Source organism: Cyclobacterium roseum (assembly GCF_010119225.1).
Taxonomy (GTDB): Bacteria; Bacteroidota; Bacteroidia; order Cytophagales; family Cyclobacteriaceae; genus Cyclobacterium; species Cyclobacterium roseum.
This window is the reverse complement of record NZ_WNKF01000003.1, coordinates 398,370-420,986: the sequence shown is the minus strand read 5'-3', so window position 1 is coordinate 420,986 and position 22,617 is coordinate 398,370. Positions and strand designations below refer to the sequence as shown.

Annotated in this window: 17 protein-coding genes and 1 tRNA gene; 6 read left to right on the top strand and 12 right to left on the bottom strand. The window is 46.3% G+C overall.

The features are described 5' to 3' along the window. Nucleotides 1–56: 56 nt before the first annotated feature. Together GJQ68_RS06830 and GJQ68_RS06825 are read right to left on the bottom strand one after the other, a co-directional pair. Nucleotides 57–133, bottom strand: a tRNA-His gene (locus tag GJQ68_RS06830). Nucleotides 134–209: 76 nt separating this feature from the next. Continuing rightward, a complete protein-coding gene (locus tag GJQ68_RS06825) occupies nucleotides 210–1,553 on the bottom strand; it encodes a dihydroorotase (RefSeq protein ID WP_162416551.1) in 1,344 nt (447 codons plus the stop codon). Nucleotides 1,554–1,623: 70 nt separating this feature from the next. Here GJQ68_RS06825 and GJQ68_RS06820 point away from each other — a divergent pair, with 70 nt between their 5' ends. From GJQ68_RS06820 to GJQ68_RS06810, 3 genes are all read left to right on the top strand, one after another. Further along, the gene (locus GJQ68_RS06820) at nucleotides 1,624–2,976 is read left to right on the top strand and encodes a DEAD/DEAH box helicase (RefSeq protein ID WP_162416550.1); all 1,353 of its coding nucleotides are present in this window, start codon (nucleotides 1,624–1,626) and stop codon (nucleotides 2,974–2,976) included. 311 nt (nucleotides 2,977–3,287) lie between these two features. Next, nucleotides 3,288–3,935 carry a hypothetical protein gene (locus GJQ68_RS06815; protein WP_162416549.1) on the top strand — a complete coding sequence of 216 codons (648 nt, stop codon included), beginning with the start codon at nucleotides 3,288–3,290 and terminating at the stop codon, nucleotides 3,933–3,935. 65 nt (nucleotides 3,936–4,000) lie between these two features. Then, nucleotides 4,001–4,438: a nucleoside deaminase gene (locus GJQ68_RS06810; protein ID WP_162416548.1), complete on the top strand. Its 438-nt coding sequence runs from the start codon at nucleotides 4,001–4,003 to the stop codon at nucleotides 4,436–4,438. A gap of 35 nt (nucleotides 4,439–4,473) precedes the next feature. On the opposite strand, the gene GJQ68_RS06805 is transcribed toward GJQ68_RS06810, so the two are convergent. Beyond that, nucleotides 4,474–5,340 (bottom strand): alpha/beta hydrolase, encoded by an 867-nt coding sequence (locus tag GJQ68_RS06805; RefSeq protein ID WP_162416547.1) that lies wholly within the window; start codon nucleotides 5,338–5,340, stop codon nucleotides 4,474–4,476. A gap of 299 nt (nucleotides 5,341–5,639) precedes the next feature. On the opposite strand from GJQ68_RS06805, the gene GJQ68_RS06800 reads away from it, so the two are divergent. After that, the gene (locus GJQ68_RS06800) at nucleotides 5,640–6,131 is read left to right on the top strand and encodes a TlpA family protein disulfide reductase (protein WP_162416546.1); all 492 of its coding nucleotides are present in this window, start codon (nucleotides 5,640–5,642) and stop codon (nucleotides 6,129–6,131) included. Between the two features lie 7 nt (nucleotides 6,132–6,138). Continuing rightward, entirely contained in the window at nucleotides 6,139–6,756 is a 618-nt protein-coding gene (locus tag GJQ68_RS06795; protein WP_162416545.1) for a thioredoxin family protein, read from the top strand. 376 nt (nucleotides 6,757–7,132) lie between these two features. On the opposite strand, the gene GJQ68_RS06790 is transcribed toward GJQ68_RS06795, so the two are convergent. From GJQ68_RS06790 to GJQ68_RS06770, 5 genes are all read right to left on the bottom strand, one after another. Then, nucleotides 7,133–8,680, bottom strand: coding sequence for a hypothetical protein (locus tag GJQ68_RS06790; protein ID WP_162416544.1), 1,548 nt, complete (start codon nucleotides 8,678–8,680; stop codon nucleotides 7,133–7,135). A 140-nt stretch (nucleotides 8,681–8,820) separates the two neighbouring features. Beyond that, complete coding sequence (locus GJQ68_RS06785; RefSeq protein WP_162416543.1) at nucleotides 8,821–11,274, bottom strand: carboxylesterase family protein; 2,454 nt, start codon at nucleotides 11,272–11,274, stop codon at nucleotides 8,821–8,823. A gap of 322 nt (nucleotides 11,275–11,596) precedes the next feature. Further along, nucleotides 11,597–12,850: a PQQ-binding-like beta-propeller repeat protein gene (locus GJQ68_RS06780; RefSeq protein WP_162416542.1), complete on the bottom strand. Its 1,254-nt coding sequence runs from the start codon at nucleotides 12,848–12,850 to the stop codon at nucleotides 11,597–11,599. 314 nt (nucleotides 12,851–13,164) lie between these two features. Continuing rightward, nucleotides 13,165–13,752, bottom strand: coding sequence for a hypothetical protein (locus GJQ68_RS06775; RefSeq protein ID WP_162416541.1), 588 nt, complete (start codon nucleotides 13,750–13,752; stop codon nucleotides 13,165–13,167). 121 nt (nucleotides 13,753–13,873) lie between these two features. Then, nucleotides 13,874–15,373, bottom strand: coding sequence for a M28 family peptidase (locus tag GJQ68_RS06770; protein WP_162416540.1), 1,500 nt, complete (start codon nucleotides 15,371–15,373; stop codon nucleotides 13,874–13,876). A 177-nt stretch (nucleotides 15,374–15,550) separates the two neighbouring features. Between GJQ68_RS06770 and gcvP the strand changes: the two genes are divergently transcribed. Further along, nucleotides 15,551–18,448, top strand: coding sequence for an aminomethyl-transferring glycine dehydrogenase (gene gcvP / locus GJQ68_RS06765; protein WP_162416539.1), 2,898 nt, complete (start codon nucleotides 15,551–15,553; stop codon nucleotides 18,446–18,448). 69 nt (nucleotides 18,449–18,517) lie between these two features. Here the strand turns inward: gcvP and GJQ68_RS06760 are convergent, their stop codons facing one another. The 4 genes from GJQ68_RS06760 to GJQ68_RS06745 form a co-directional block, all read right to left on the bottom strand. Then, nucleotides 18,518–19,828 (bottom strand): ATP-binding protein, encoded by a 1,311-nt coding sequence (locus GJQ68_RS06760; protein ID WP_162416538.1) that lies wholly within the window; start codon nucleotides 19,826–19,828, stop codon nucleotides 18,518–18,520. Nucleotides 19,829–20,139: 311 nt separating this feature from the next. Next, the gene (gene fumC / locus GJQ68_RS06755) at nucleotides 20,140–21,540 is read right to left on the bottom strand and encodes a class II fumarate hydratase (protein WP_162416537.1); all 1,401 of its coding nucleotides are present in this window, start codon (nucleotides 21,538–21,540) and stop codon (nucleotides 20,140–20,142) included. 104 nt (nucleotides 21,541–21,644) lie between these two features. Then, on the bottom strand, nucleotides 21,645–22,151 hold the full coding sequence (locus GJQ68_RS06750) for a hypothetical protein (RefSeq protein WP_162416536.1): 507 nt from the start codon (nucleotides 22,149–22,151) through the stop codon (nucleotides 21,645–21,647). Between the two features lie 24 nt (nucleotides 22,152–22,175). Next, complete coding sequence (locus GJQ68_RS06745) at nucleotides 22,176–22,556, bottom strand: RidA family protein (RefSeq protein WP_162416535.1); 381 nt, start codon at nucleotides 22,554–22,556, stop codon at nucleotides 22,176–22,178. Nucleotides 22,557–22,617: the final 61 nt, after the last annotated feature.

The following is a 22,617-nucleotide window of genomic DNA, read 5'->3' as shown; positions in this document are numbered from 1 at the left end:
TTTTGGAGAAAAAAAACAACTAAATTAGAGGCTGCCCGACTTTTCGGACAGCCTCTTGGGGTGAAAGACCGGGTTCGAACCGGCGACCTCTGGATCCACAAACCAGCGCTCTAACCAGCTGAGCTACAATCACCATTTAATCCCTTCCAATGATTTTACCGGATGGGAATGCAAAGGTAATATGCTTTTTTTAGTCAAGCAATACATTGCTAAACATTTCTTGAAAATTTCAGCCGTTGACCCTTTCGGTCTTCATGGAATGTACCGTTTTCGTACGCCAGGTGTCCGGAAACAATCGTATGCGTGATTTTCGAATGAAAGGTCTGTCCTTCAAAAGGAGACCAGCCACATTTAGACAAAACGTTCTCCCGGTTTACCTCCCAGGAATCTTCCAAATCCACCAGCACCATATCGGCATGGTAGCCCGGACGGAGGTAGCCCCGCTTTTCAATCTCAAAAAGTATCGCCACATTATGACTGGTTTTTTGTACGATCTGCTCCAGGCTGATCTGGTTATTGTGGTACATTTCCAAAAGGGCTGGCAAGCAGTGTTGGACCAGAGGCCCTCCGGACGGGGCCGACAGGTAGGGGTTTGACTTCTCTTCCAGGGTGTGCGGCGCATGATCCGTCGCAATGACATCGATATGCCCATCCAATACTCCTTTCAATATTTCCTTCCTGTCTTCGGACGTTTTTATAGCCGGGTTCCATTTGATAAAATTACCCTTGGCTTCGTAGTCTTCATCGGAAAACCATAGGTGGTGCACACAGGCTTCTGCCGTGATTCTTTTTTCCTCCAGCGGCAGGTCCTTGTCAAAAAGCAGTACTTCTTTTCCCGTACTGATATGCAATACGTGGAGTTTACTTCCGTACATGCGGGCCATATCCACCACGGTTTTGGAGGCATCATAACATGCCTTCCAGGACCGGATGTCCGGATGCAATCGCGGAGGTATATTATCTCCGTATTCTTTTCGATATTTTTCCAGATTGTCTTTGATAATCTGATCATTTTCACTGTGAGTGGCAATCAAAACCGGGCTATACCTAAAAATTTTCTCCAAACTATCCGGATTATCCACCAACATATTGCCTGTGGAAGAGCCCTGAAAAACCTTTACCCCACATATGGTTTCCGGGTTTACCTGTTTGATCACATCAATATTATCATTCGTAGCTCCCAGGTAAAACGAGTAATTGGCCAGTGACTTTTTGGCGGCCAAATCGTATTTATCCTCCAGCAATTCCAGGGTGGTTGCCTGGGGAACGGTATTGGGCATTTCCATATAGCTGGTAATCCCTCCGGCAACGGCGGCCTTACTTTCCGTGTAAATCTCCGCTTTATGGGTCAATCCGGGCTCCCGGAAATGAACCTGATCGTCGATCAGGCCCGGTAAAAGGTATTTTCCATCTGCATCTATCGCTATATCGGCTGTATGCCCCGACAAATCGCCACCCACTGCAAAGATCAACCCCTCCTTTATATACAGGTCTCCCTGCATTATCTTACCTTCATTGACTATATTTGCATTCCGGATTAAAATTCTTTTCATACCATTGGTTTTTGAGCGGGAGGGGTTTCCAAAATCAACCCCTGAAATATTTCCATAAAATTATAAAATCATGTCCGATCGACTGCAATCTTTTGAAAATTTTAATCTCAACAAGCAACTTTTGAATGCGGTGCAGGAAATCGGCTACGAAAAGCCTACGCCAATTCAGGAAAAAGCCATCCCCCTGGCACTGGCCGGGCATGACATCCTGGGCATTGCCCAAACGGGTACCGGAAAAACCGCTGCTTTTGTCTTACCCTTATTGTTTAAAGTAAAATATGCCCAAGGGCAGCATCCGCGAGCCCTGATACTGGCTCCCACCCGGGAGCTGGTCATGCAGATAGAGGAGGCGGTCGTTGGTTTTGGGAAATTTACCGACCTTCGCTATGTCTGCCTTTACGGCGGGCTGGGCCCCAAGCCACAAATAGAAAAAGTACTGGAAGGAGTGGACATTGTAATAGCCACTCCGGGCCGCTTTCTCGATCTATACAGACGAGAGGTCCTCTATACCCGGGATATCAAAACCATGATTCTGGACGAAGCAGACAAAATGCTGGACATGGGATTTCTGCCCCAGATACGTGCCATTTTAGAAATTATTCCTGTGAAACGCCAAAACATGCTTTTCTCTGCCACCTTCAGTGATAAGATCGAAAAGCTTTCGCATGAATTTCTGGAATTCCCGGAACGAGTAGAAGTGGCACCGCAGGCCAGCACTGCCGATACCATCGAGCAAGCCAAATACTTTGTTCCCAATGTGAGAACGAAGATGGGCCTGCTTGAAAAACTGGTAGGCGAACCTGCCTTTGAAAGAGGGATCGTATTTACCAAATCCAGAAAAAATGCCGAGGAAGTGTTTCGTTACCTCAAACAACGGCAACGCGGAAGCATTCGGGTCATACATGCCAATAAGGGCCAGAATACCCGGATTAACAGCATGGATGAGTTTAAGAAAGGAGAGGTAAAAATACTGGTAGCCACCGATGTTGCGGCACGGGGACTGGACATCAGCATGGTCAGTCATGTGGTGAACTTTGATGTTCCCTTGATTTATGAAGATTACGTTCACAGGATCGGAAGAACAGGAAGAGCCGAAAATTCAGGCAAGGCGGTTACCTTTATCAATCCTGCCGAACGTTTTCACTTCGAAAAAATTGAAGGTATCATCCAGAAAGAAGTGCCCGAACGAAGCATTCCGAAAAAGCTTCCCTTACATGAAACCCCTTACGAAGAGCAACAAGCTTATGAAAGGGAAATCGACAACCAGAAACGAGGGGAAGATCCCGACTTCAAAGGCGCTTTTCACGAAAAAAAATCCCCTGCCAAACCACGGGAAGCGAAACCCAAAAAACGGGGAAATAAAAACAGCAAAGCCAAAAGGAACCGAAACCAAATGAAAACCAAGGGAAAGTGGAAAAAATAATTCTGCGCCCGGATTGTTATAGTGGGCCTGTGTTATTTTTCCTTTTACAATAAAAAACACTTTGGTATTTGTAGCCAGTAAAATGTGATTTACAAATTAAAAATTGTAAATAGTTATATTTTAGTATTTTATTGCTTATATTTTTTAATAATACTTTTTTTATTTCGATTTATACTACGATCTTTGAGATGTAGTTCACCATCCTATTTTTAGTGGTGACATCAAGATAGCAGCAATCGGTCCTGGGTTATTTTTTCAATATCCGGGTAAAAATACAAGTGTACCTTTTATAACCATTTTTAATTACTGTCATGAAAAAAGTAATTTCTATCTTTTTGTTGTACTTTCTTTTTGTTCTTCCATCAAATGCTCAGAGTCACTTTTTCAAAAATGCTGATTTTGAAACCATCGCTGAAAATCACGAAACCATCGCCATCCTTCCCTTCCTAACCCGGGTGACCTTAAGACCGAGTCAAATGGAAAACCTCTCTTCCGGAGAACTGGCGAGCCTGGAAAAACAGGAAGGAGAAAGCATCCAAAAGGCCATTTTTGGTTGGTTTCGGGAACATGGGGAGAAAGGAAAAATAGCCGTAAAAGTACAGGATCCGGGCATCACAAATAGAAAACTGAATACTGCAGGAATTAGCCTGGAAAATCACCAGGACTTCAACCCTTCCCAACTAGCTGCCGTGCTGGGGGTGGATGCCATTGTAACCGGCAGCTTCGAGACCAATCAGCCCCTTGCCGGTTATAGTAAGGACAGCAATGGGGACTTGCCGAAAATCTCCCCGGAGAACAGCCTGGCATTTATTAATTTATTGATTTACAATGCAGAAGATGGAGAATTGCTGGTTCAATTCCATAATGGAATTTACGGCTATAAAGCGAATTTGAATGAAGCAATTATTCATGCTTTGTTGAAAAAAGTCTCCCGAAAAATGGTCTATTCCAAGATCTAATCCCTTTACCTGCCGTAGGTTCGTCAAATTTTTGTATGTTAACCTCCGAACCAATTCAGTAAAGGATGGATAAATGGATGCAAGCCGCCATAGAGGAAGCGACAAAAAGCCTGGACCAGGGAGGAATCCCCATTGGTTCGGTCTTGGTTTATCAGGATCGGATCATCGGAAGGGGCCATAACCAACGCATTCAAAAAGGGAGTAGTATCCTCCACGGAGAAATGGATGCCCTGGAAAATGCCGGCAGACAACCGGCTACTGTATACAAACAATGCACCCTGTACACCACTCTTTCTCCCTGCCCCATGTGCTCCGGGGCGATTTTACTCTACGGCATCCCAAAGGTAGTCATCGGCGAAAACCGTACTTTTATGGGAGCCGAAAGCCTCCTGGAACAAAATGGGGTCCGGCTTTCTGTGCTCCAGGATGAAATTTGTCAAGGGCTCATGCAGCGATTTATCCAGGAAAACCCCAATCTCTGGCAGGAAGACATTGGTGAGTAGTGTCGGTGACCCCTCTTTTGCCTTGGTTGCTACTCTTATTTTTGCCGGAATGTATCCGAAACAAAACTCAAAACCTGCGGGAGGGATTCTCGCCAATAGGTCCAATTGTGTGCACCGTCGCGGATTCTGAATTCATGCGGAATTTCTTTTTTCTTCAAGGCAATGTGCACCAGACTGTTCCCCTCGTATAGAAAGTCATCGTCCCCGCAGTCAAAAAACCATTTTACCGATTTCATGTCTTCAGGAGCGTTAAGCGCGATCTGCCGCAGTGCCTGATGCCTGTCATAATAAGCTTCCAGACCTGAAGAATCCTTCACCTCCGTTTGGTTGTTTTCCAATCCCTGTTTAAAATCTTCAAAGCTGCTGTTTCGTAACGCCGCACTTAATGGGCAAGCAGATGAGAATAAGTCTGGCCGGTGCATGGCATAGAAAAAGGTGCCACCCCCTCCCATGGACAAACCGGCAATCGCCCGGTAGCGTTTTTCTTTTTTGATTCGGTATTGAGATTCCACATAGGGCATCAGCTCTTCGAAAAAGAAATCCTCATACCTCCAATCGTTATTGACGTCGTTGAAATAGCCCCTCCGTCCGGTATTGGCATCCGGCATGACGATGATCATCTGCGTAGCTATTCCTGAGGCAAAAGCCTGATCGGCGATGTGCTGCACCTCTCCAAACTGGACCCAGCCAGTCTGATCATCTCCTGCCCCATGAAGCAGATAGAGGACCGGATACGAACGCTGGGAATATTCGTAGCCGGGAGGAAGGTAAATGGCAAATTTTCTATCCATATTCAGAATCTCGCTTTGAAGGCTAAGGGCATCAAATACCCTGCTTTCCTGGGCAAATGATGCGGCAAGAGGTGCTAAAAAAACCAGGAAAAACAAACGGAATAGTTTCATAGGTATCGGGTCTATTTTAGGTAGTAGTAAATTCAAAACATATGGGCGTTCAAGCTACTCAATTAGTTTTTAAACTGGTAAAAAATAGCTGCTTTTTAGCAAAAAAAGAATGTAAATAGAGTGGTGTAGGCCCGCACCAAAACAAGTCGCCCGGAGATTAAAATTGAAAAGAGGGCAAGCAAGGCCTAAATAACCATCAGAGATAAGTAAATCCCGATACAGAATGGCTGCCTGCAAGACTCAACAAATTCACTTCTTTTTCGTATACACCACTGTTCTAACCTCTAAACTTCAAACCAATGGTAGCGAGTCTATCCAGGCTTTCATTCGTACTTTTTCTCATGATCCTTCCGGGTTTTTCCGGCAAGGACCTCCCCGAACCCGACTTCAAGATCATTTCTTTTGAAGAATTTGAATCGCTGGCGGCCAAAGAATCTGAAAAGCTTCGAATCTTTAATTTCTGGGCAACCTGGTGTGCCCCCTGCGTTCGGGAAATGCCCTATTTCGAAGAAGCAAACAAATCCAATACGGATATGGAGCTGTATTTTATCTCTATGGATGATGCCCGGAGACCCGAACGGGTTACATCTTTTATTGAGAAGCGGGACATTCAGTCGCCGGTTTACCTTTTAAATGATGTGGATTTCAACTCCTGGATCGATAAAGTTAATCCCGATTGGACCGGAGCGATACCGGCCACCCTTTTTGTGCAAGCGGACGGCACCCGGCATTTTCATGAAGGGGCCATGGAAGAACCTGAACTGCTAGCACTTATCAACCAGCTAAAATAAACTCAGTATGAAAAATTTCCGAACCACAGCGCTATCACTCGTTTCTTTACTCCTGACTTCTACCCTTGCCCTGGCTCAAAATAAAGGGTACGAAATCGGTGACACTGCGATGAATTTTGAGTTGCAAACCGTCGGTGGGTCCCAGGTTTCACTGAATGGTTTGTCGAACAACCAGGGGGCAATTGTGATCTTTTCCTGTAATACCTGTCCTTACGTTAAGGCCTATGAGGACCGCATGATCGAACTGCATCAGCGTTATGCTCCGAAAGGATACCCCATTATTGCGATCAATTCCAATGACAGCGCGGTTAGCCCGGGGGACAGTTTTGATGCCATGAAGAAACGGGCACAGGACAAGAATTTCCCTTTTGCCTACGCCTACGACGAGACTCAGGAAGTGATCAAAACGTATGGTGCTACGCGTACGCCACAGGTCTACCTGTTGGAAAAGGAAGATGACCAGTACCTTGTACGCTATATCGGCGCTATCGACAATAACTATCAGGATGCCGCTTCTGTTAGTGAGCCGTATCTCGCCAATGCTGTAGATGCGCTGCTGGAAGGATCTGAAATCAACCGCCAAACCACGAAAGCGATCGGCTGTAGTATCAAATGGTCACGATAGCTGAATTAAAAAACCTGTTGTAAAGACCGCCTATCAGCGGTCTTTTTTTCTGTTTTTGCCATCCTGTTCGATTTTTTGAAGTTCCTGATTTCCTTCGGAAAATGGCAGAACTCGTAAATCCTACTGGCACTTGCCCGTAGGCATCGTTCACAATCGACTGAGGTAAATTAAATGCCCTCTACAATTCCGGCGTGCAGAACCTCACCCTCCCCCTTTCATTTACCGGCCGCAAGACGCTGAAAAATAATGGCACAAGGCTTAAAAAGGCCGCCAATAGCGGCCGCAGCATGAGCAAATACCAGAAAGGATGGTATGCTTCCCATAACTGATTTGGCGCTGGGATGAGTTAGCTGCGTTGGTAGATTAGTATGTAAAATTATTCCGTCGAACCATGATAAAGGTAGATAGCACCATAGGTCCATTGCGGCCCACTAATACCGGGGTAATTGTAGCGGTCCATCATCAAAGCCAGGTACCGGGAGGGATAGCCTTCCGGTAGTTCTATCACATTGGGCCAGACCCTGGTTCCGGAATTGGCATCCCAGGGAGGCAGGTCCATTTTCAGAGTCCCTGCTTCTTTTAAATCCGGGTAACTGTAAATAAAAATATCTCTCTCACTACTTCCCGAAAAACAAAAGCGCTTACCTCCAATTTTTTGAATGGAGGTCCCGGTGGAATTTACGGATACAGGTCCGGCAACAGGTACAAATCCCTTATTCCAATGCTCCGACTCCAGGAGAATGGCTTTGTATCCATTTTGATTGATACAGGTCAACATACGCCACTTACCCACTCCCTCATCATATATCAGGTGAGGATCCTCAATATCCCCAACCATTCCAAAAGGCTCCGCCTGCATCACCGAAAAACCAAATCGTGGGTCTTTTTTGCTTTGAATGGTTAGCAATTGCTTTTCCTCCGTTGGGTCTGCATAGGCACTAAATCCTGTGGTCAATCCTTTCCACAATTGCTCTTTCCGGTCAAAAAATACATGAGAGGCTACTTCGTTTCGCAACAAACCATCATTTCTGTCAAACAGGATCACCCCTTCAAGCCGTATGTCAAAAACAGAGGGGTCTAAACTAAATACCCCCTGTAACGGATGGGGTAGCGCCCTTCCGCGGATGGTCATGGTGTACCAAATTCTGCCCTGATCCATCAAAGGACTACCGTCCTCATAGGTAATTGCCCGGATATCTGCCAGACCCATACCAGCACCAAGGCCTGCTTTCACATGGTTGATTTGCACAACTCCTGAATCAATCCCAACAAAAACATGAGATTGAAATTGATGAATGTATTTTTTCTTCCGAAGATCCAGTTGCCGACTAAATTCCCCTTGCCCGATGGCAAGTGGCAGCCCCTCCTGCTGAAGGTAGAGCGTCAGACCACTTCCCAGCATCTGTAGTATCAGCTTTCCGGACACCATGTTCCCGGATCGGGTAAGAATGGACTCGGAGAATATCCGTGAAGAATCATTGTAAATCTCCATAATCGTATCCCTTATCTCACCATCAGTATACTGAACTGTCACACGTAGCTGTCTTTCCGCATCACCAAAAGCAAACCCTATTTCACCCCTACCTTTGACATCGCCCAGATCCAGCACGTAGGTGGCGAATGGGTTAAAGCCTCCAAACCAGATACTGGTCTGGGTTTCAGATTCCGAACGAACGACAAGCTGACCTTCTTCTAACACAAGCTCGGCCTCTTCTTCCATATAATGGGTGACGGGGTGCATGGAAGCCAGCCCGATGATGCTTTTGGGATCCAATGAAGACAGTGGAATGCCCTGTTCTATATCAAAAACAAACCTTTTCACTCCCTGCCTGACAAAGAGGATATCATCGGGTTCGGGTTGAGCTTGAATTGGAAGTAAAGCCATAACGGCCAATATCAGAAATAAAAAAATACTAAATCTCATAGGGTTGCGGGATGCTGGAAAATCCAATATAAGCATACTTAGTTTGAGTTTAACATGAAGATGGCTCTTTTTTTGGCCACTAAATTATCTAAAAGTAGTCCTTGTATTTGCCTCATCATCTAAAAGTATCCTCATACATATCATTTCCAAACAAAATCACCCGTTTCCACACCCCAGTCATTGCCAAAAAAACCGGAAGCCACCACCGCCTCGTATTCGTTTGAAAATACCTCTGTTCCAATTACCGTCAGATCGGGAAAAGCGGTACCCGCCATAAAATACTGGTTGGCATGGACCGCCTTAAAGCCCTTTAGCCCGGTTCCTGCCACTACACCTACCGAGGCAATATCGCTGTCCGGTCGAGGTTGAATAAAATAACACCCCCAGCCATCACCGCTCAGGACCTTATCCCCTACCTTCATTTGCCCATTGGAAACCTGAACCGGGCTTTCTCCCAGCAAGGCTTTCCAGGCTTGGTTGGTATCTGCATTACCATAAAGGATCACCCCCCTGTCGGCATATTTTTCCGGTGAAAACTGTTTGTCAGAAACCATTTCTATGGACCCATTTCCCCGATAGCTGAAGGTTTCTGCATCGTGACGGGCTTTGTAAAAATTCCAATCATTTTCCTCCCTGGTGCCCTGCGTACCGTACACGAAAACCACCTGGTGACGAAACGCATCTTTGAAGTTTCCATACCGATGCGGGCCTTTTTCCTCCGGACCGGGTAGGTCACCGGGCTCCCAGGCTCCGCTGTCCTTGCGAACCAGGATTATTTGAGAAACAGACTGCTCCAGGACTAGCTTACTATCATCCAGTTGAATGGTCAGCGGAAAGGCCAGGCCCGCCATACTTACATCCACTTGCAGGACGGCAACATTCTCCGTTACACCTGAAAGGGATACGGAATCCTCTCCAATATCCAGCTCCACATGGCTGAGTTGGTAGGGGTGCGTTTGCTGGTAGGTTGTCAGCCAGTTGGAGCTGGAGGAAACCCCCGGACTGGCGGTATAAAATTCCAGGCTGCGCACTTCTTCCGGTTTGGGGAGCGCATGACTTTTTAAAAAGTCAAACAGGGGCGGCCAATCGGCCGACTGATTTCCGTACCAATGTCCCCCGTCCGGGTATTCGTAGTACGCAAAGTCCGGATGAAAATCCGCCAGAAGCTGCTTCATTTGCCGGGCATGACGCACCGGAACCACCTGGTCGGCATTGCCATGGTTGATATAAACGCCAAAATGTAGGTAATTTCGACTCATAAGACGGGTACGCTGCGTATTGCCAGCCCTTTCAAACATTCGCTCCGTGGCCGTGCCTACTTTTCGTGTATGTTCTATCCAGTCATGAAGTTCCGCATAGCCGGCACAGGGTCCGATGGCCGCCCAATAGTCCGGGTAAGTCGCTCCCAGGTACCAACTGGCATGCCCTCCCATGGAATGGCCGGTGAGGTATATTTTTTGAGGATCGGGCTGAAAGAGTTCCTTCCCAATGTCCAAAACCTCCAAGGCATCCAACCGACCCCAGTCCTCCCAGGCAAAGCCAAATGGCCCGCGGTTGGTGGGAGCTATTATATGTGCCCAATCCTTGGGAGTGTATACCGCCGCCTGACCTCTGGCCTCTACTCCTGCCCCATGGGTAGAAAAGATGAGCGCAGGCTTCATTTCTTCCGGCACCTTGCCTGGCTGGACAGAATAATACTGGACACTACCGTCAATTCCGCTATTAAAGGTCCGGTCATGCAGGCTGTCAAAAGGCCGGTTTTTCAGCGTCAAAGTCAGCGAACTCAATTTTTTCCCGGATGCTGAAAGGAGATTTACCTGTAAATCCACTTGCTCCTCCTGTACACCTTGCAACTCAGGTATCCGGAATGGAATGCTCCTGGAAGTCAGCTTTTCAATGGTCGGTACTGGGGTACTTATTTTTTCCGTGCCCTTAACGATACTCTCTACCCGATAGCCGGAAGCCGCTTTTTCGGTAGTATTAATGACTTCTATACCCGCCCATTTAAATCCTTTTTCCTCACAAACCAGATCCGGTAGGGTTAGCTGATCGGCGCTCAACTGTAAGGGCGAATCCGGAGCGTAAAGAGATGCCCTTATTTCCGGATTTCTGCCGCTTGTCAAATAAAACGAGTTCAGCCCCTTTTTAAGCTTTACAGGATGCTTGGTGGTACCAAAGCCAAAGTGGTCCCCTTCCCGGGGCACTCCATTGATATAGGCTTTACCATGGCCGGAAGCATCAAAGATTACAATCTTTTCAGCGGGGCTGGTGTATTCCAGGTAAAGGCCGCCGGAAGCAAGTAGGTCGTGCTTGAATAGACCGTTCTCATCTGCTGAAATGGCTTCCCAATTGACCATAGAATCCCCATTCTGATCCGCTGGCTGAATCGATTGGTCTGCCAGCAGCAGCGGAATGACCGGATCGGCAGGGAATTCGCTGCGAGCATAGCGGGGGTATTTTACCGGGGCTCCAAAGCCCCTAACCCATCCTTCTGTAAATACAATTTGATCAGTGTTGGTTTGTGCCCGGATGCCGGAAAATAGTCCGGATAGCAGAGCCAGGAGCAGCAGTAAGCCGCATGGTTGTTTACACATGTTAATCGTGGTTGAAGTGGAAAGGCAACTGGAAAGGGTCCTCCAAAACCTGTATTTGTTAAAACAGGTCAAATAACGGCATTTTCAATTATAAAAAGCGCCTATTTATTAAATTAATACATCTAAATGACCTTTTGTGGCGACAAATTTAACCACACCTGACAAAATTTTATCTGCTATTACTTTTATAGCGTTGACCATTCACCTTCTGATGTTATTAAGCGCAAGTAAAACCGCCACCAAGTTCCCGAAGCCCCAAAAAAAATGTAGCATTACGTTAACTTAGGTTGGCACCCGCTGTTGCTGGTTTTGATACGGATAATTATTCCTCCAATCTTGCGGAAACCAGCCGACTTTGTGCTGTGGTATAATAGATCTCGTCACCTGAAATTTTAAAATAAGCCTGGCCAAAATACTCCTCTACCCGATCGATGGAAAAAGAAATAGTCGCCCGATCGAATGGGAAAAGTTCTTTGGTTTCTGTTTCGGAAAGGGTCTGTCCGTTTTCCATATCCAATTCAAAGAGCTTTTGGCTTATTGTGTAAAGGAATAGGCGGTCTTTGACGAGGAAAAGTTGTCCTACATCGCGGCTTTGAACTGCTGAGTCCCAAACCTGATTGCCGTTAATCCAATCGTAGGCAAATACTTTCCCGCTTCCATTATCATGGTAAAGGAAAATGTTTTTCCCTTCATGGTATAAAAACTGAGTAATTTCAAATCCGGTACCATCCCCGGCAGGAAATTTGGTCTCAACCTGTCCTGTCAAAGGAGAACGGAGCATAAAATAGTTAGGCCCAACACTCAAAATTTTACTACCAAGATCTACAGCGAACGAATAATAATTTAAATGTCCAAAATTCCCCGTATCACCTTCCGTTATTTCCCAGAAAACAGTGCAAGCATTAGGGTCGATATTCAGTAAACTCCGACCTCCACGAATTGCCATTAACGTCAGCCGGTTATCTTTAAAGAGAAAGTTACGGATGTTATCTACCCTGAAATCGCCACAAACAGCCACATCATTTCCGGTTTCTAAATTCACCTGGTATAGGGAGGTTTCTCGTTTTTTCAATCCAAACCAGGTGCCATCAGACTGACCGGATGGAAAGGTTCCGGAGGGTCTTTCCAACAAAATACTCCCATCCTCCGGATTCAATTTTACCACCGAAGGATTGTTGATATCATAATACATTCCCCACAAAAAATTTCCAATTTTCTTTAGTATAAAAGGAGAATCCACCGTTCCTTCGGGAAGTTCCCATACCGGTTCCCCCGTCTCCTTTTCCAGGGAGACAAGACTATTCGGTCCTAGTGGACTGGCATAGTACAGCCCCGCTTCGGAAGCATGAAGAAAAGGCTCCATGGAGAACCCCACTTCTTCTTCTGTCTTATTAACGGACCATTGAACAACAAACGGAAGTCCTTCAGGATCTTCAAGTAGTGCTTCCTCCTCTTCAATTTCAGGCTCTTCCTCTTCCGGATCGACCACCTGCGGAACATCAATGCTGGTTTCCACACAGGATAAAAAAAACATCGGAATCAAAACAAATGCAAGAATAGGATTGGAGATCTTCATCGGTTTGCGTTAGAATGAGGGGAAGGTTTTATAATGCTAAATTATTACTAATTTTTATTTTAATCTTGAAAAAATAAAAAGAAATTAGTTTAAAAATTAATTTTCACCAGGTTTCGTGACCAAGCGCTGATCCTTAATATCTATTGAGTTAATTATCCGCCTTAAAAAATAACGTTCTTTTTCTTCAATCGCTGGACGGCGAGTCCTTAATCCCAAAAAATCTGGTTTGGATTGTTTTCTCTAGTAATAGACAAAGCAAAATCCAGCGGGCGAAAATTACCTTTTGCAAAAGAATACTTTGAATCCGAAAAAAACTACTCCTTCGGTGGATTGATCATGATATGGGCGCGGTGGGTGCCAGGGTCCATGATCCAGGGCATGCCGGGAGCTTCCGGTTTAAGGGCCAGACCGGTGCTTTCCTGGGTAGCCCAGGGAATGTAGACCACATAGCGTAGGTAGGTGTTTTTGACTTCTCCCTTCAGAGCATCGTAATCCTCAGCAGCCGCTGAAAGGGAGTACAGGGTGGCACCCTCTTTGGGCATCTGAAGCGTACCAGCCTTGGCTTCCGCCTCCCGGGTATCGAAGATTTCCTTAAAACTTTTGCCTTCCTCTTTCAATTCCCTACCCCTTTCCATAAATGGCTCCAACTGCTTGTGGTAGCAGGCCACGCTAAAACCTTCTACTGTGGGATCGTCCGCTATGCAAACCATTTCATTACTACCCTCCCTCAAGACAGTCCAGTTTCCCCGGCTGTCATAGCCATAAACCATGCTTCCTTCTCTCAGTGTTTCGGGAGCCGCCAGTACGGCCGACTTGATCTGCATGGCTTTAGAGGGTATTTGCTGTGCTTCGGCTTTAAAAAAAAGCAACAGGGCGAAAAGGCTTAGACAAAGTTTTTTCATGGTAGGTAAGGTATCTATTTTAGTCATTTTATTACGTCTATTAATATAGCGGCTATTTTTATAAAAACAAAAAGCCGCCGGATATTATCCAGCGGCTAATCAAAAACCATTCTTGCAAGCATTACCTGGCCAAGCGGGTATTGGTGCCATCCACCGGCGTGCGGTGTTCCCGGTTGGCCAAATCCCAGGCGGTATGAAAGATCAGCCGGGCGCGTTTCTCCATCAGGTCAAACTCGATCTTGTCTACCGTGTCCGTGGGCTGATGGTAGTCGTCGTGCACCCCGTTGAAAAAGAAAATCACGGGAATGTTGTGCTTGGCGAAATTGTAATGATCGGAACGGTAGTAAAACCGATTGGGGTCATCCTCCGCATCGTAGCGGTAATCCAGGATCAGGTTGGTATAGGTAATATTGTTGTACTCGTTAATGATTTTGAGCTGTGAGGAAAGCATCTCGGAGCCAATCACATACACGTAATCCTGGTTTTCGGCATTTTGGTATTCGTAGTCAATGCGTCCTACCATATCGATATTCAGGTTATTAACCGTATTTTCCAACGGAAATATCGGATTATCCGCGTAATACTCCGAACCCAACAGGCCTTTTTCCTCGCCAGTGACGTTCAGAAAAAGAATACTTCTGCGGGGACGGAATCCGTCTGCTGCTGCTTCCGAAAATGCTTCTGCTATTTCCATCACCGACACGGTTCCGGAACCGTCGTCATCCGCACCGTTGTTAATTTCACCTTCGCTGTTAATACCCACATGATCGTAATGAGAGGAAATAACCAGCACCTCCTCCTTTTTATCAGTGCCTTCCAGATACGCCAGCACGTTTTCAGTGCCCACCATTAATTTATCCTTTTGAACCTGGTAGCGGACCTTTTGAGAAGGGATGGATTCAGGGTTGTTTTTGGCAGCCTCCTTAAGTTGGTCCACGGGAGTTTCAAACAATTTTCCCATCATCTCCGAACTGACCATAAAAACGGGTTTGTGTTCGGTAGCCTTGTCAAAGCCCAAGCGGCCCCTTCCGGAGAGCGTTTTGTACCGGTTAGCTACCCGATCAAAATTAGCCTGTCCTTCCATGGTTACCAGCACCACACCTTCCGCACCGGCTTCAAAAATCCGATCCACCACTTCCGGGGATCGGGACCCGATGGCCCAGAGTCCGACCAGCTTGCCTTCCACATCTACTTTTGTCAGGTTTTCTTCTGAGGACAATCCCAAAAACACCAAATCGGTACGGGACCTTCTTTTCATATCGGCATCGCCAATAAAGACAAAATCTTCATTTAGCTCCAGCTTCGTACGGCCTACTCTTAACTCCACTTCTTCCCAACGTACGCTGGAGAGTTCGAATGGCTGCAGAAAGCTCCCTTTGACGGGTCCGGCCAAGCCCTTTTCCTGGTAGAATTTGACCAGATACTCGGCCGCCAACTTCTGGCCCTTCTCTCCGGTATCCCTGCCTTCCAACTCATCGGATGCCAGGTAGCTGAGGTGCTTTTCCAGATCTTCCGCCTCAATGGTAGCGGCGTATTTTAAAGATAGGTCTTCTTGCCCTATTGCAGGCACGGCAAAAAGGACCAACAGCCCTGCTGCGGCTATCATTAGTTTGTTTTTCATGAGGAATGTTTAACGATTCGAATTATTGGTACAAAGTAAACCAATTCCCAGCCCAACTGGTTAATAAGACGATATTTAAGGTTAAAATAAATACCTTAATCAGCTAATATTTCTACCTTTGCGGCTCGATTCAGGACAATTTGGTTCGGCCAAAAATAATCATATTTTACGGTATATATGAAAATCAACCTTGCTTCTTCGGAAAAATTTAAAAACAGGCACATTGCTCCCTCGGAAAATGACATCCAATCCATGCTGGATACCATAGGCGTTTCTTCGCTGGATACCCTGATTGATGAAACCATTCCCCAAAGCATTCGGCTCAAGAAACCACTGCAACTTCCCAAGGCATTGTCGGAAACGGCATTTCTCAAAAGTTTTAAACAAACTGCCAGCAAAAACCAGCTGTTCAAATCCTACATTGGTTTGGGCTACTACGACACCCTGGTGCCGGGGGTCATCCAACGAAACATTCTGGAAAATCCAGGTTGGTACACGGCCTACACGCCTTATCAAGCCGAAATTGCTCAGGGGCGCTTGGAGGCACTGATCAACTTTCAGACCATGGTCAGCGAACTTACCGGCATGGAACTCGCCAACGCCTCCCTTTTGGACGAAGGTACCGCCGCAGGAGAAGCCATGACCATGCTGCATGCCAGCAGGCCACGGACCAAGAAACAAGCCAATCGCTTTTTTGTAGACGAAAAGGTATTTGAACAAACCAAGGAAATCCTAAAGACCCGGGCACTACCGGTGGGAATCGACCTGGTTTTTGGCTCGCTAAATGAGCTGGATCTTACCGACCCCGAAATTTTTGGCCTGCTACTGCAATATCCCAATGCAGATGGAGAAGTCATTGACTACAGCAAGCTGGTGGAAACAGCCAACGAAAACCAAATTTTTACCGCTTTCAGCACCGACCTCCTGAGTTTGACGTTGCTGAAGCCACCTGGGGAAATGGGGGCCGATGTGGTGATCGGCAGCAGCCAGCGATTTGGGGTTCCCATGGGTTTTGGGGGACCGCATGCCGCTTTTTTCGCTACCAAAGAAGCATTTAAACGACAAATTCCCGGACGCATTATCGGCGTGTCCGTAGATAAACACGGCAAAAATGCGTACCGCATGGCCCTGCAAACCCGGGAACAACACATCAAACGAGAACGGGCCACCTCCAATATATGTACCGCGCAGGTGTTGCTGGCTGTTATGGCCGGGATGTATGCCGTATACCACGGCCCCAAAGGGTTAAAAGCCATTGCTTCGCGCACCCATGGCCTGGCGGTAATGACGGCTAATTGGCTATCGCAGCTTGGCTACGAACAAGTGAATGAGGTGTTTTTTGACACCATCCGCATTCGGGTAGATGAGGTACAAAAGGAAAAAATCAGGGCCTTTGCCTTGTCCAAAAAATTAAATTTCCGCTACGAAAAAGACCATATCCTCCTGAGTTTTGATCAGGCCAAAAACCGGGCAGATGTGGTGGAGATTTACGAAGTTTTCGCCAAATCTACCAACCGGCTGCAAGTAGCAACCCCTGAAATACCCAGTGAGATAGAAGGGATCCTTCCGGCAGCTTTGGAGCGTAGCTCCGGGTACCTGGAGCATGAGGTTTTTCATCGCTTTCATTCCGAGCACGAAATGCTCCGCTATCTGAAAAGACTGGAAAATAAAGACCTATCCCTGGTTCATTCCATGATTTCCCTGGGTTCTTGCACGATGAAGCTTAATGCTACGGCAGAAATGATCCCGGTTACCTGGCCGGAAATTGGTCAACTGCACCCCTTTGCCCCGCAGGATCAGGCGGCGGGCTACTACGAGATGTTTCAGGAATTGAGAAACTGGCTCAGCGAAATCACCGGTTTTGCGGATACGAGCCTGCAGCCTAACTCCGGAGCGCAAGGGGAGTATGCGGGGTTAATGGTCATCCGGGCCTATCACCAGAGCCGTGGAGAGGATTTCAGAAACATCGTCCTGATCCCTTCCTCCGCACACGGTACCAACCCCGCATCAGCGGTAATGGCCGGTATGAAGGTCGTCATAGTGCCTTGTGACGATAAAGGCAATATCGACGTGGAGGCCTTCAAGGCAAAAGCCACCGAACACAAGGACAAACTTTCGGCATTGATGGTGACTTATCCCTCCACGCACGGGGTTTTTGAGGAGGCCATTCAGGAAATCTGCGAGCTGGTACATGAATATGGCGGGCAAGTGTATATGGACGGTGCCAACATGAATGCCCAGGTAGGACTGACCAGCCCCGGAATGATCGGGGCGGATGTTTGCCACCTGAACCTGCATAAGACTTTCTGCATTCCCCACGGAGGAGGGGGTCCGGGCATGGGGCCGATTTGCGTGGCCAAACACCTGGCTCCTTTTCTGCCAGGCAATCCATTTATCCGTACCGGGGGAACTGCTGCCATCAGTCCCATCTCTGCTGCACCCTTTGGAAGTGCCAGTATCCTGCCCATCTCGTATGCTTACATCGCCATGATGGGAGAAACAGGCCTTTCCAATGCCACCAAGATGGCCATTTTGAACACCAATTATATCAAGAAGCGTCTGGAGGGCAACTATCCCATCTTGTATACCGGTAGCAAAGGCCGGGCGGCCCACGAAATGATCTTGGATTGTCGCGGATTTAAGGACTGCGGCGTGGAAGTGGAAGATATTGCCAAGCGCCTGATGGATTACGGTTTTCATGCGCCGACGGTTTCCTTTCCCGTGGCAGGTACCCTGATGGTGGAGCCCACTGAATCGGAATCCAAAGCCGAATTGGACCGTTTTTGCGATGCGATGATTGCCATCCGCCAGGAAATCCGTGAAATTGAAGAAGGTCAGGTAGATAGCACCTCTAATTTATTAAAAAATGCTCCCCATACGGCAGCCACGCTCCTTGCGGATGCCTGGGACTATTCCTACAGCAGAGAAAGGGCGGCCTATCCCTTACCTTTTGTGAAAGAGAATAAGTTTTGGCCTTCCGTTGGGCGAATTGACGCGGCTTACGGAGACCGAAACCTGATGTGTAGCTGTATTCCTACGGAGGTTTATGAAGAAGAAAAAGAGGCAGTAGAATAGTATAGTACAAGTAAAAGCCCCTTCGCAGGAAATGCTGAAGGGGCTTTCTCTGATAAAAAAAATTTTCAACTACATATCTTCTAAAGACAGGGCAGCAAATGAAAATTCATAACCTTTAAACCGCTGTTGTAACGTTTTGCTTTTCTCCTTTAAAACGCTTATGCTAATATTTTTTTTCTGCCGTTTTACTTCTGCAAACAATACCTTTTTTTCCAAATCGTTGACCGCTACAATATCAATCTCATTGGTATTCCTTTTTTCCCAGTAAGTCCCCAAAAGATTAAACCGCTTTTCGGCCTTTATCTTTTCGATAAAATAATCTTCCAAGACCTTTCCGCTGTAAGTTGTGTAATCACGGTGGACGATCTTCAAGAGGTATTCCAGATTTCCTGCCTCCACCGCACTACGGTATTTATAGATAAATCGAAACCAAAAGGATAAAAAATTATCCGATATTTTATACTTAACAGTTCTGCTACCCGGTTTACTCAGTATTGGACGTATTTTTTTTACCAGGTTGTATTCGTTTTCCAAACGATTCAAAAACCCACCCAGGTCCATCTCCAAAATGGATTCCATTTCCACTCTTGAGGTCTTGCCTGATGCGATCAATGAAAGGATAGAAAAATAATTCCCGTATTCCTTTCCAAATTCCTCTATCAACACATTTCTTCCTTCGTCCAGAAAAAGAGAGTTTTCGGCAAATATACATTCCAAAATAGCGGCTTTGGAATGGGCATTTTGCTGCACCAATAGTTCCACATACTTGGCCACACCGCCGGTGACCATATAAAAGGCCAATAAATCCTCTGCTGTGTGCCGGGGCGCATGATCCTTTAAAATCCCCTTTACCGTTTCAATGTCGAATGCTTTGACATGCATCCGTTGGGTTGCTCTTCCAAATAAAGGTTCTTTAGCACTTTCAAAGATGCGGTACATGATCGAATAAACTGAACCACATAGCACAAGGTTGATTTTACTCTCCTCTTTGTTTGCGTCCCAACTTTTTTGCATACTCGAATAGACGGAAGGATTTACCGATATAAACTCTTGAAATTCATCAATGATGACTGTCATGGCCTGCCGTTTTGCCTCTTGCATTAATAGTTCAAATATGGCTTCAAAGGACTTTATTTCACCAAAAATGGGAATTTGTAACTGCTGTCGGATCTCCTCACTGAATTCAGCGCACAATAAAGCTTCATTTTTTTTGGCAATGAAAAAGTAAACCGCCTTTATATCCTTATAGGCACTCACCAATAAACGTGTTTTCCCAATACGCCTGCGTCCAACCACAAAGGTCATTTGTGCGGAAGAAGCTGAACGTTTGTGAACTTCCAGCAGAAGTTCAAGCTCTTTTTCCCTGTTATAAAATCTCATCCATTATCGTAATTTAAATTACCGTAACTCTAATTACGATATCAAATATAACACCCCTATTCCACTCCAGCAAATGCAGGGGCGTAGGGATGATTCAATGATGCGATGATTTAATGGTACAATTGTTTTTTCGGCTGCGTTTAATTTATTAATACGGGCATAAAAAATCTTGTATGTTTGAATAATTTGATTGTTGATAATTACTTTGATAACGGGTTTTACCGAATGTATAAAAAAGTAGTGGAACAGTATAAAAGCCCCTTCGCAGGAAATGCTGAAGGGGCTTTTTATTTTTCTGATCAGAAGGAATGTTACTTCAGGCTTCCGGTCATATCTTCCGGTTTGACCCATTGGTCAAATTGCTCACTGGTCAGCAGGTCCAATGCGATGGCCGCTTCCCGGAGACTTGTTCCCTCTTTATGGGCCTTTTTAGCTATTTTGGCCGCATTTTCATAGCCGATATGGGTATTCAGTGCGGTCACCAACATCAAACTATTTTCCAGGTGACGCTGGATAAATGGCTTGTTGGGCTCAATTCCGATGGCACAGTTGTCGTTAAAAGACACACAGGCATCCCCCAGCAGGCGGGCAGAGCTCAGCAGGTTATTGACCATCATGGGTTTAAACACATTCAGCTCAAAATGCCCATTGGCCCCTCCTACGGAAACGGCGGTATCATTTCCAATTACCTGCGCGCAGACCATGGTCATGGCTTCAGCCTGGGTAGGATTGACCTTTCCCGGCATGATGGAAGATCCGGGCTCGTTTTCTGGAATCAATATTTCGCCGATTCCTGATCTCGGCCCGGAAGAGAGCATGCGGATATCATTGGCAATTTTCATCAGGCTGACCGCCAGTTGCTTCAGGGCTCCGTGCGTTTCTACCATGGCATCATGGGCCGCCAAAGATTCAAATTTATTCGGAGCGGTGATAAACGGATTACCGGAAAAGTGGGCGATTTTTTCGGCTACCTTTTCAGCATAGCCCTTTGGCGTATTTAATCCGGTACCCACGGCAGTACCCCCCAATGCCAATTCTGAAAGGTGCGGAAGGGTATTTTTGATGGCACGCATGGCATGATCCAACTGCGCTACGTATCCGGAAAATTCCTGACCCAGCGTCAGCGGGGTGGCATCCATAAAATGGGTACGTCCAATTTTGACCACGTCCATAAAAGCTTCTGACTTTGCTTTGAGGGTATCTCTGAGCTTTTGCACGCCAGGCAAGGTCGTTTCTGCGACCATTTTATAAGCAGCGATGTGCATGGCCGTAGGGAAGGTGTCGTTGGAAGACTGGGATTTATTTACATCGTCATTGGGATGGACCTTTTTCTTTTCGTCCTGCAGGCTACCTCCCAACAACACATGGGCGCGATAGGCCACCACTTCATTGACATTCATATTGGACTGGGTGCCGGAACCTGTTTGCCAGACTACCAGGGGGAATTGGTCATCCAGCTTCCCTTCCAGAATTTCATCACAAACCTTGGCAATGATGGAAGCCTTATCCTGATCCAATACCCCTAAATCCGCATTGGTGAGGGCAGCAGATTTTTTTAGGATGGCAAAAGCATGGACGATTTCCAAAGGCATCTGATGCCTGGGACCGCCGATTTTAAAATTATTCACAGAGCGCTGGGTTTGCGCTCCCCAGTACTTTTCTGCCGGCACCTCAACGGGCCCCATCGTATCTTTTTCTATTCTGTAATCCATAAAATGGGCTGTTTGACTAATTAAAATGATTCAACTGCTAAATTACAACAGGCGGGGCATAATCCATAAATCCAGGGATAATCTTGCTCCAAAAACCTGAAATTTTACCAGGAAGCATTTTTCCCCGCTTTCAGTCCCATCACCTCATGAAAAAGCGCCTGGCTTTCGCGGACTTTTCTCCGAAAATGCCAAAAAGCAAAGCCATAATTGGCCATGCCAGCAAGCAGGCTTGTCAATGCCAACTTCCAATCCTGCATTACGGAAAGAAAAACCACGGTAAGTGCAAAGCTAATAATTCCCCAGAATCCAAGTAAAAAAGCCGTACTCGGAAAAAAGGAATACTCAAGGGATATCAGGCATCCCTTGGACAGAGGTGCCACCTCTCCTTTTATCAGGGGAAGAAAACTATCGGCTTTATCGATCTTTTTAGAGATCCGAAAACAATCTTCTTTAAGACTTCCATTAAACACCGCCGTCTCCTGCCGGGTGGTCCCGGTTCGGTCCAAAAAATTCACCCATTGGGTGATCCCATCCAGTTTTTTCATTACCTGCCTGCTGTCCAAGGTAGACACAAACGTTTCACTGTATTTTGGCACCAATCTCACCATCAAACAACAAACAGATTTAAATAAAGTTTATAACGCTGCTATACAGGATATCTCCACCTTTACGTCCTTTGGAAGACGGCTTACTTCTACGGTTTCGCGTGCGGGTGGTTCCTGATGAAAGTACTGCCCATAGGCTTCATTTACAGTCGCAAAATCATCCATGTTTTTTATGAAAATACTGCACTTGACCACCTTATCAAAGGAAGATCCGCCCTCCCGCAAGATGGCTTCCAGGTTTCTCATCACAGCATGAGTCTCCTCCGTAATGTTTTCATTGATGAGTTCGCCACTTTCTGCATCCAACGCAATCTGCCCGGAGACGAAGAGCATCCCATTGATTTTTACTGCCTGACTGTAGGGGCCGATGGGGGCGGGGGCTTCTGAGGAATGGATAATTTCTTTGGCCATGTGCTTACTGGATTTAATGAAGCACAAATTAAACTTTAATCAGGGAATAAATCAATTTCAG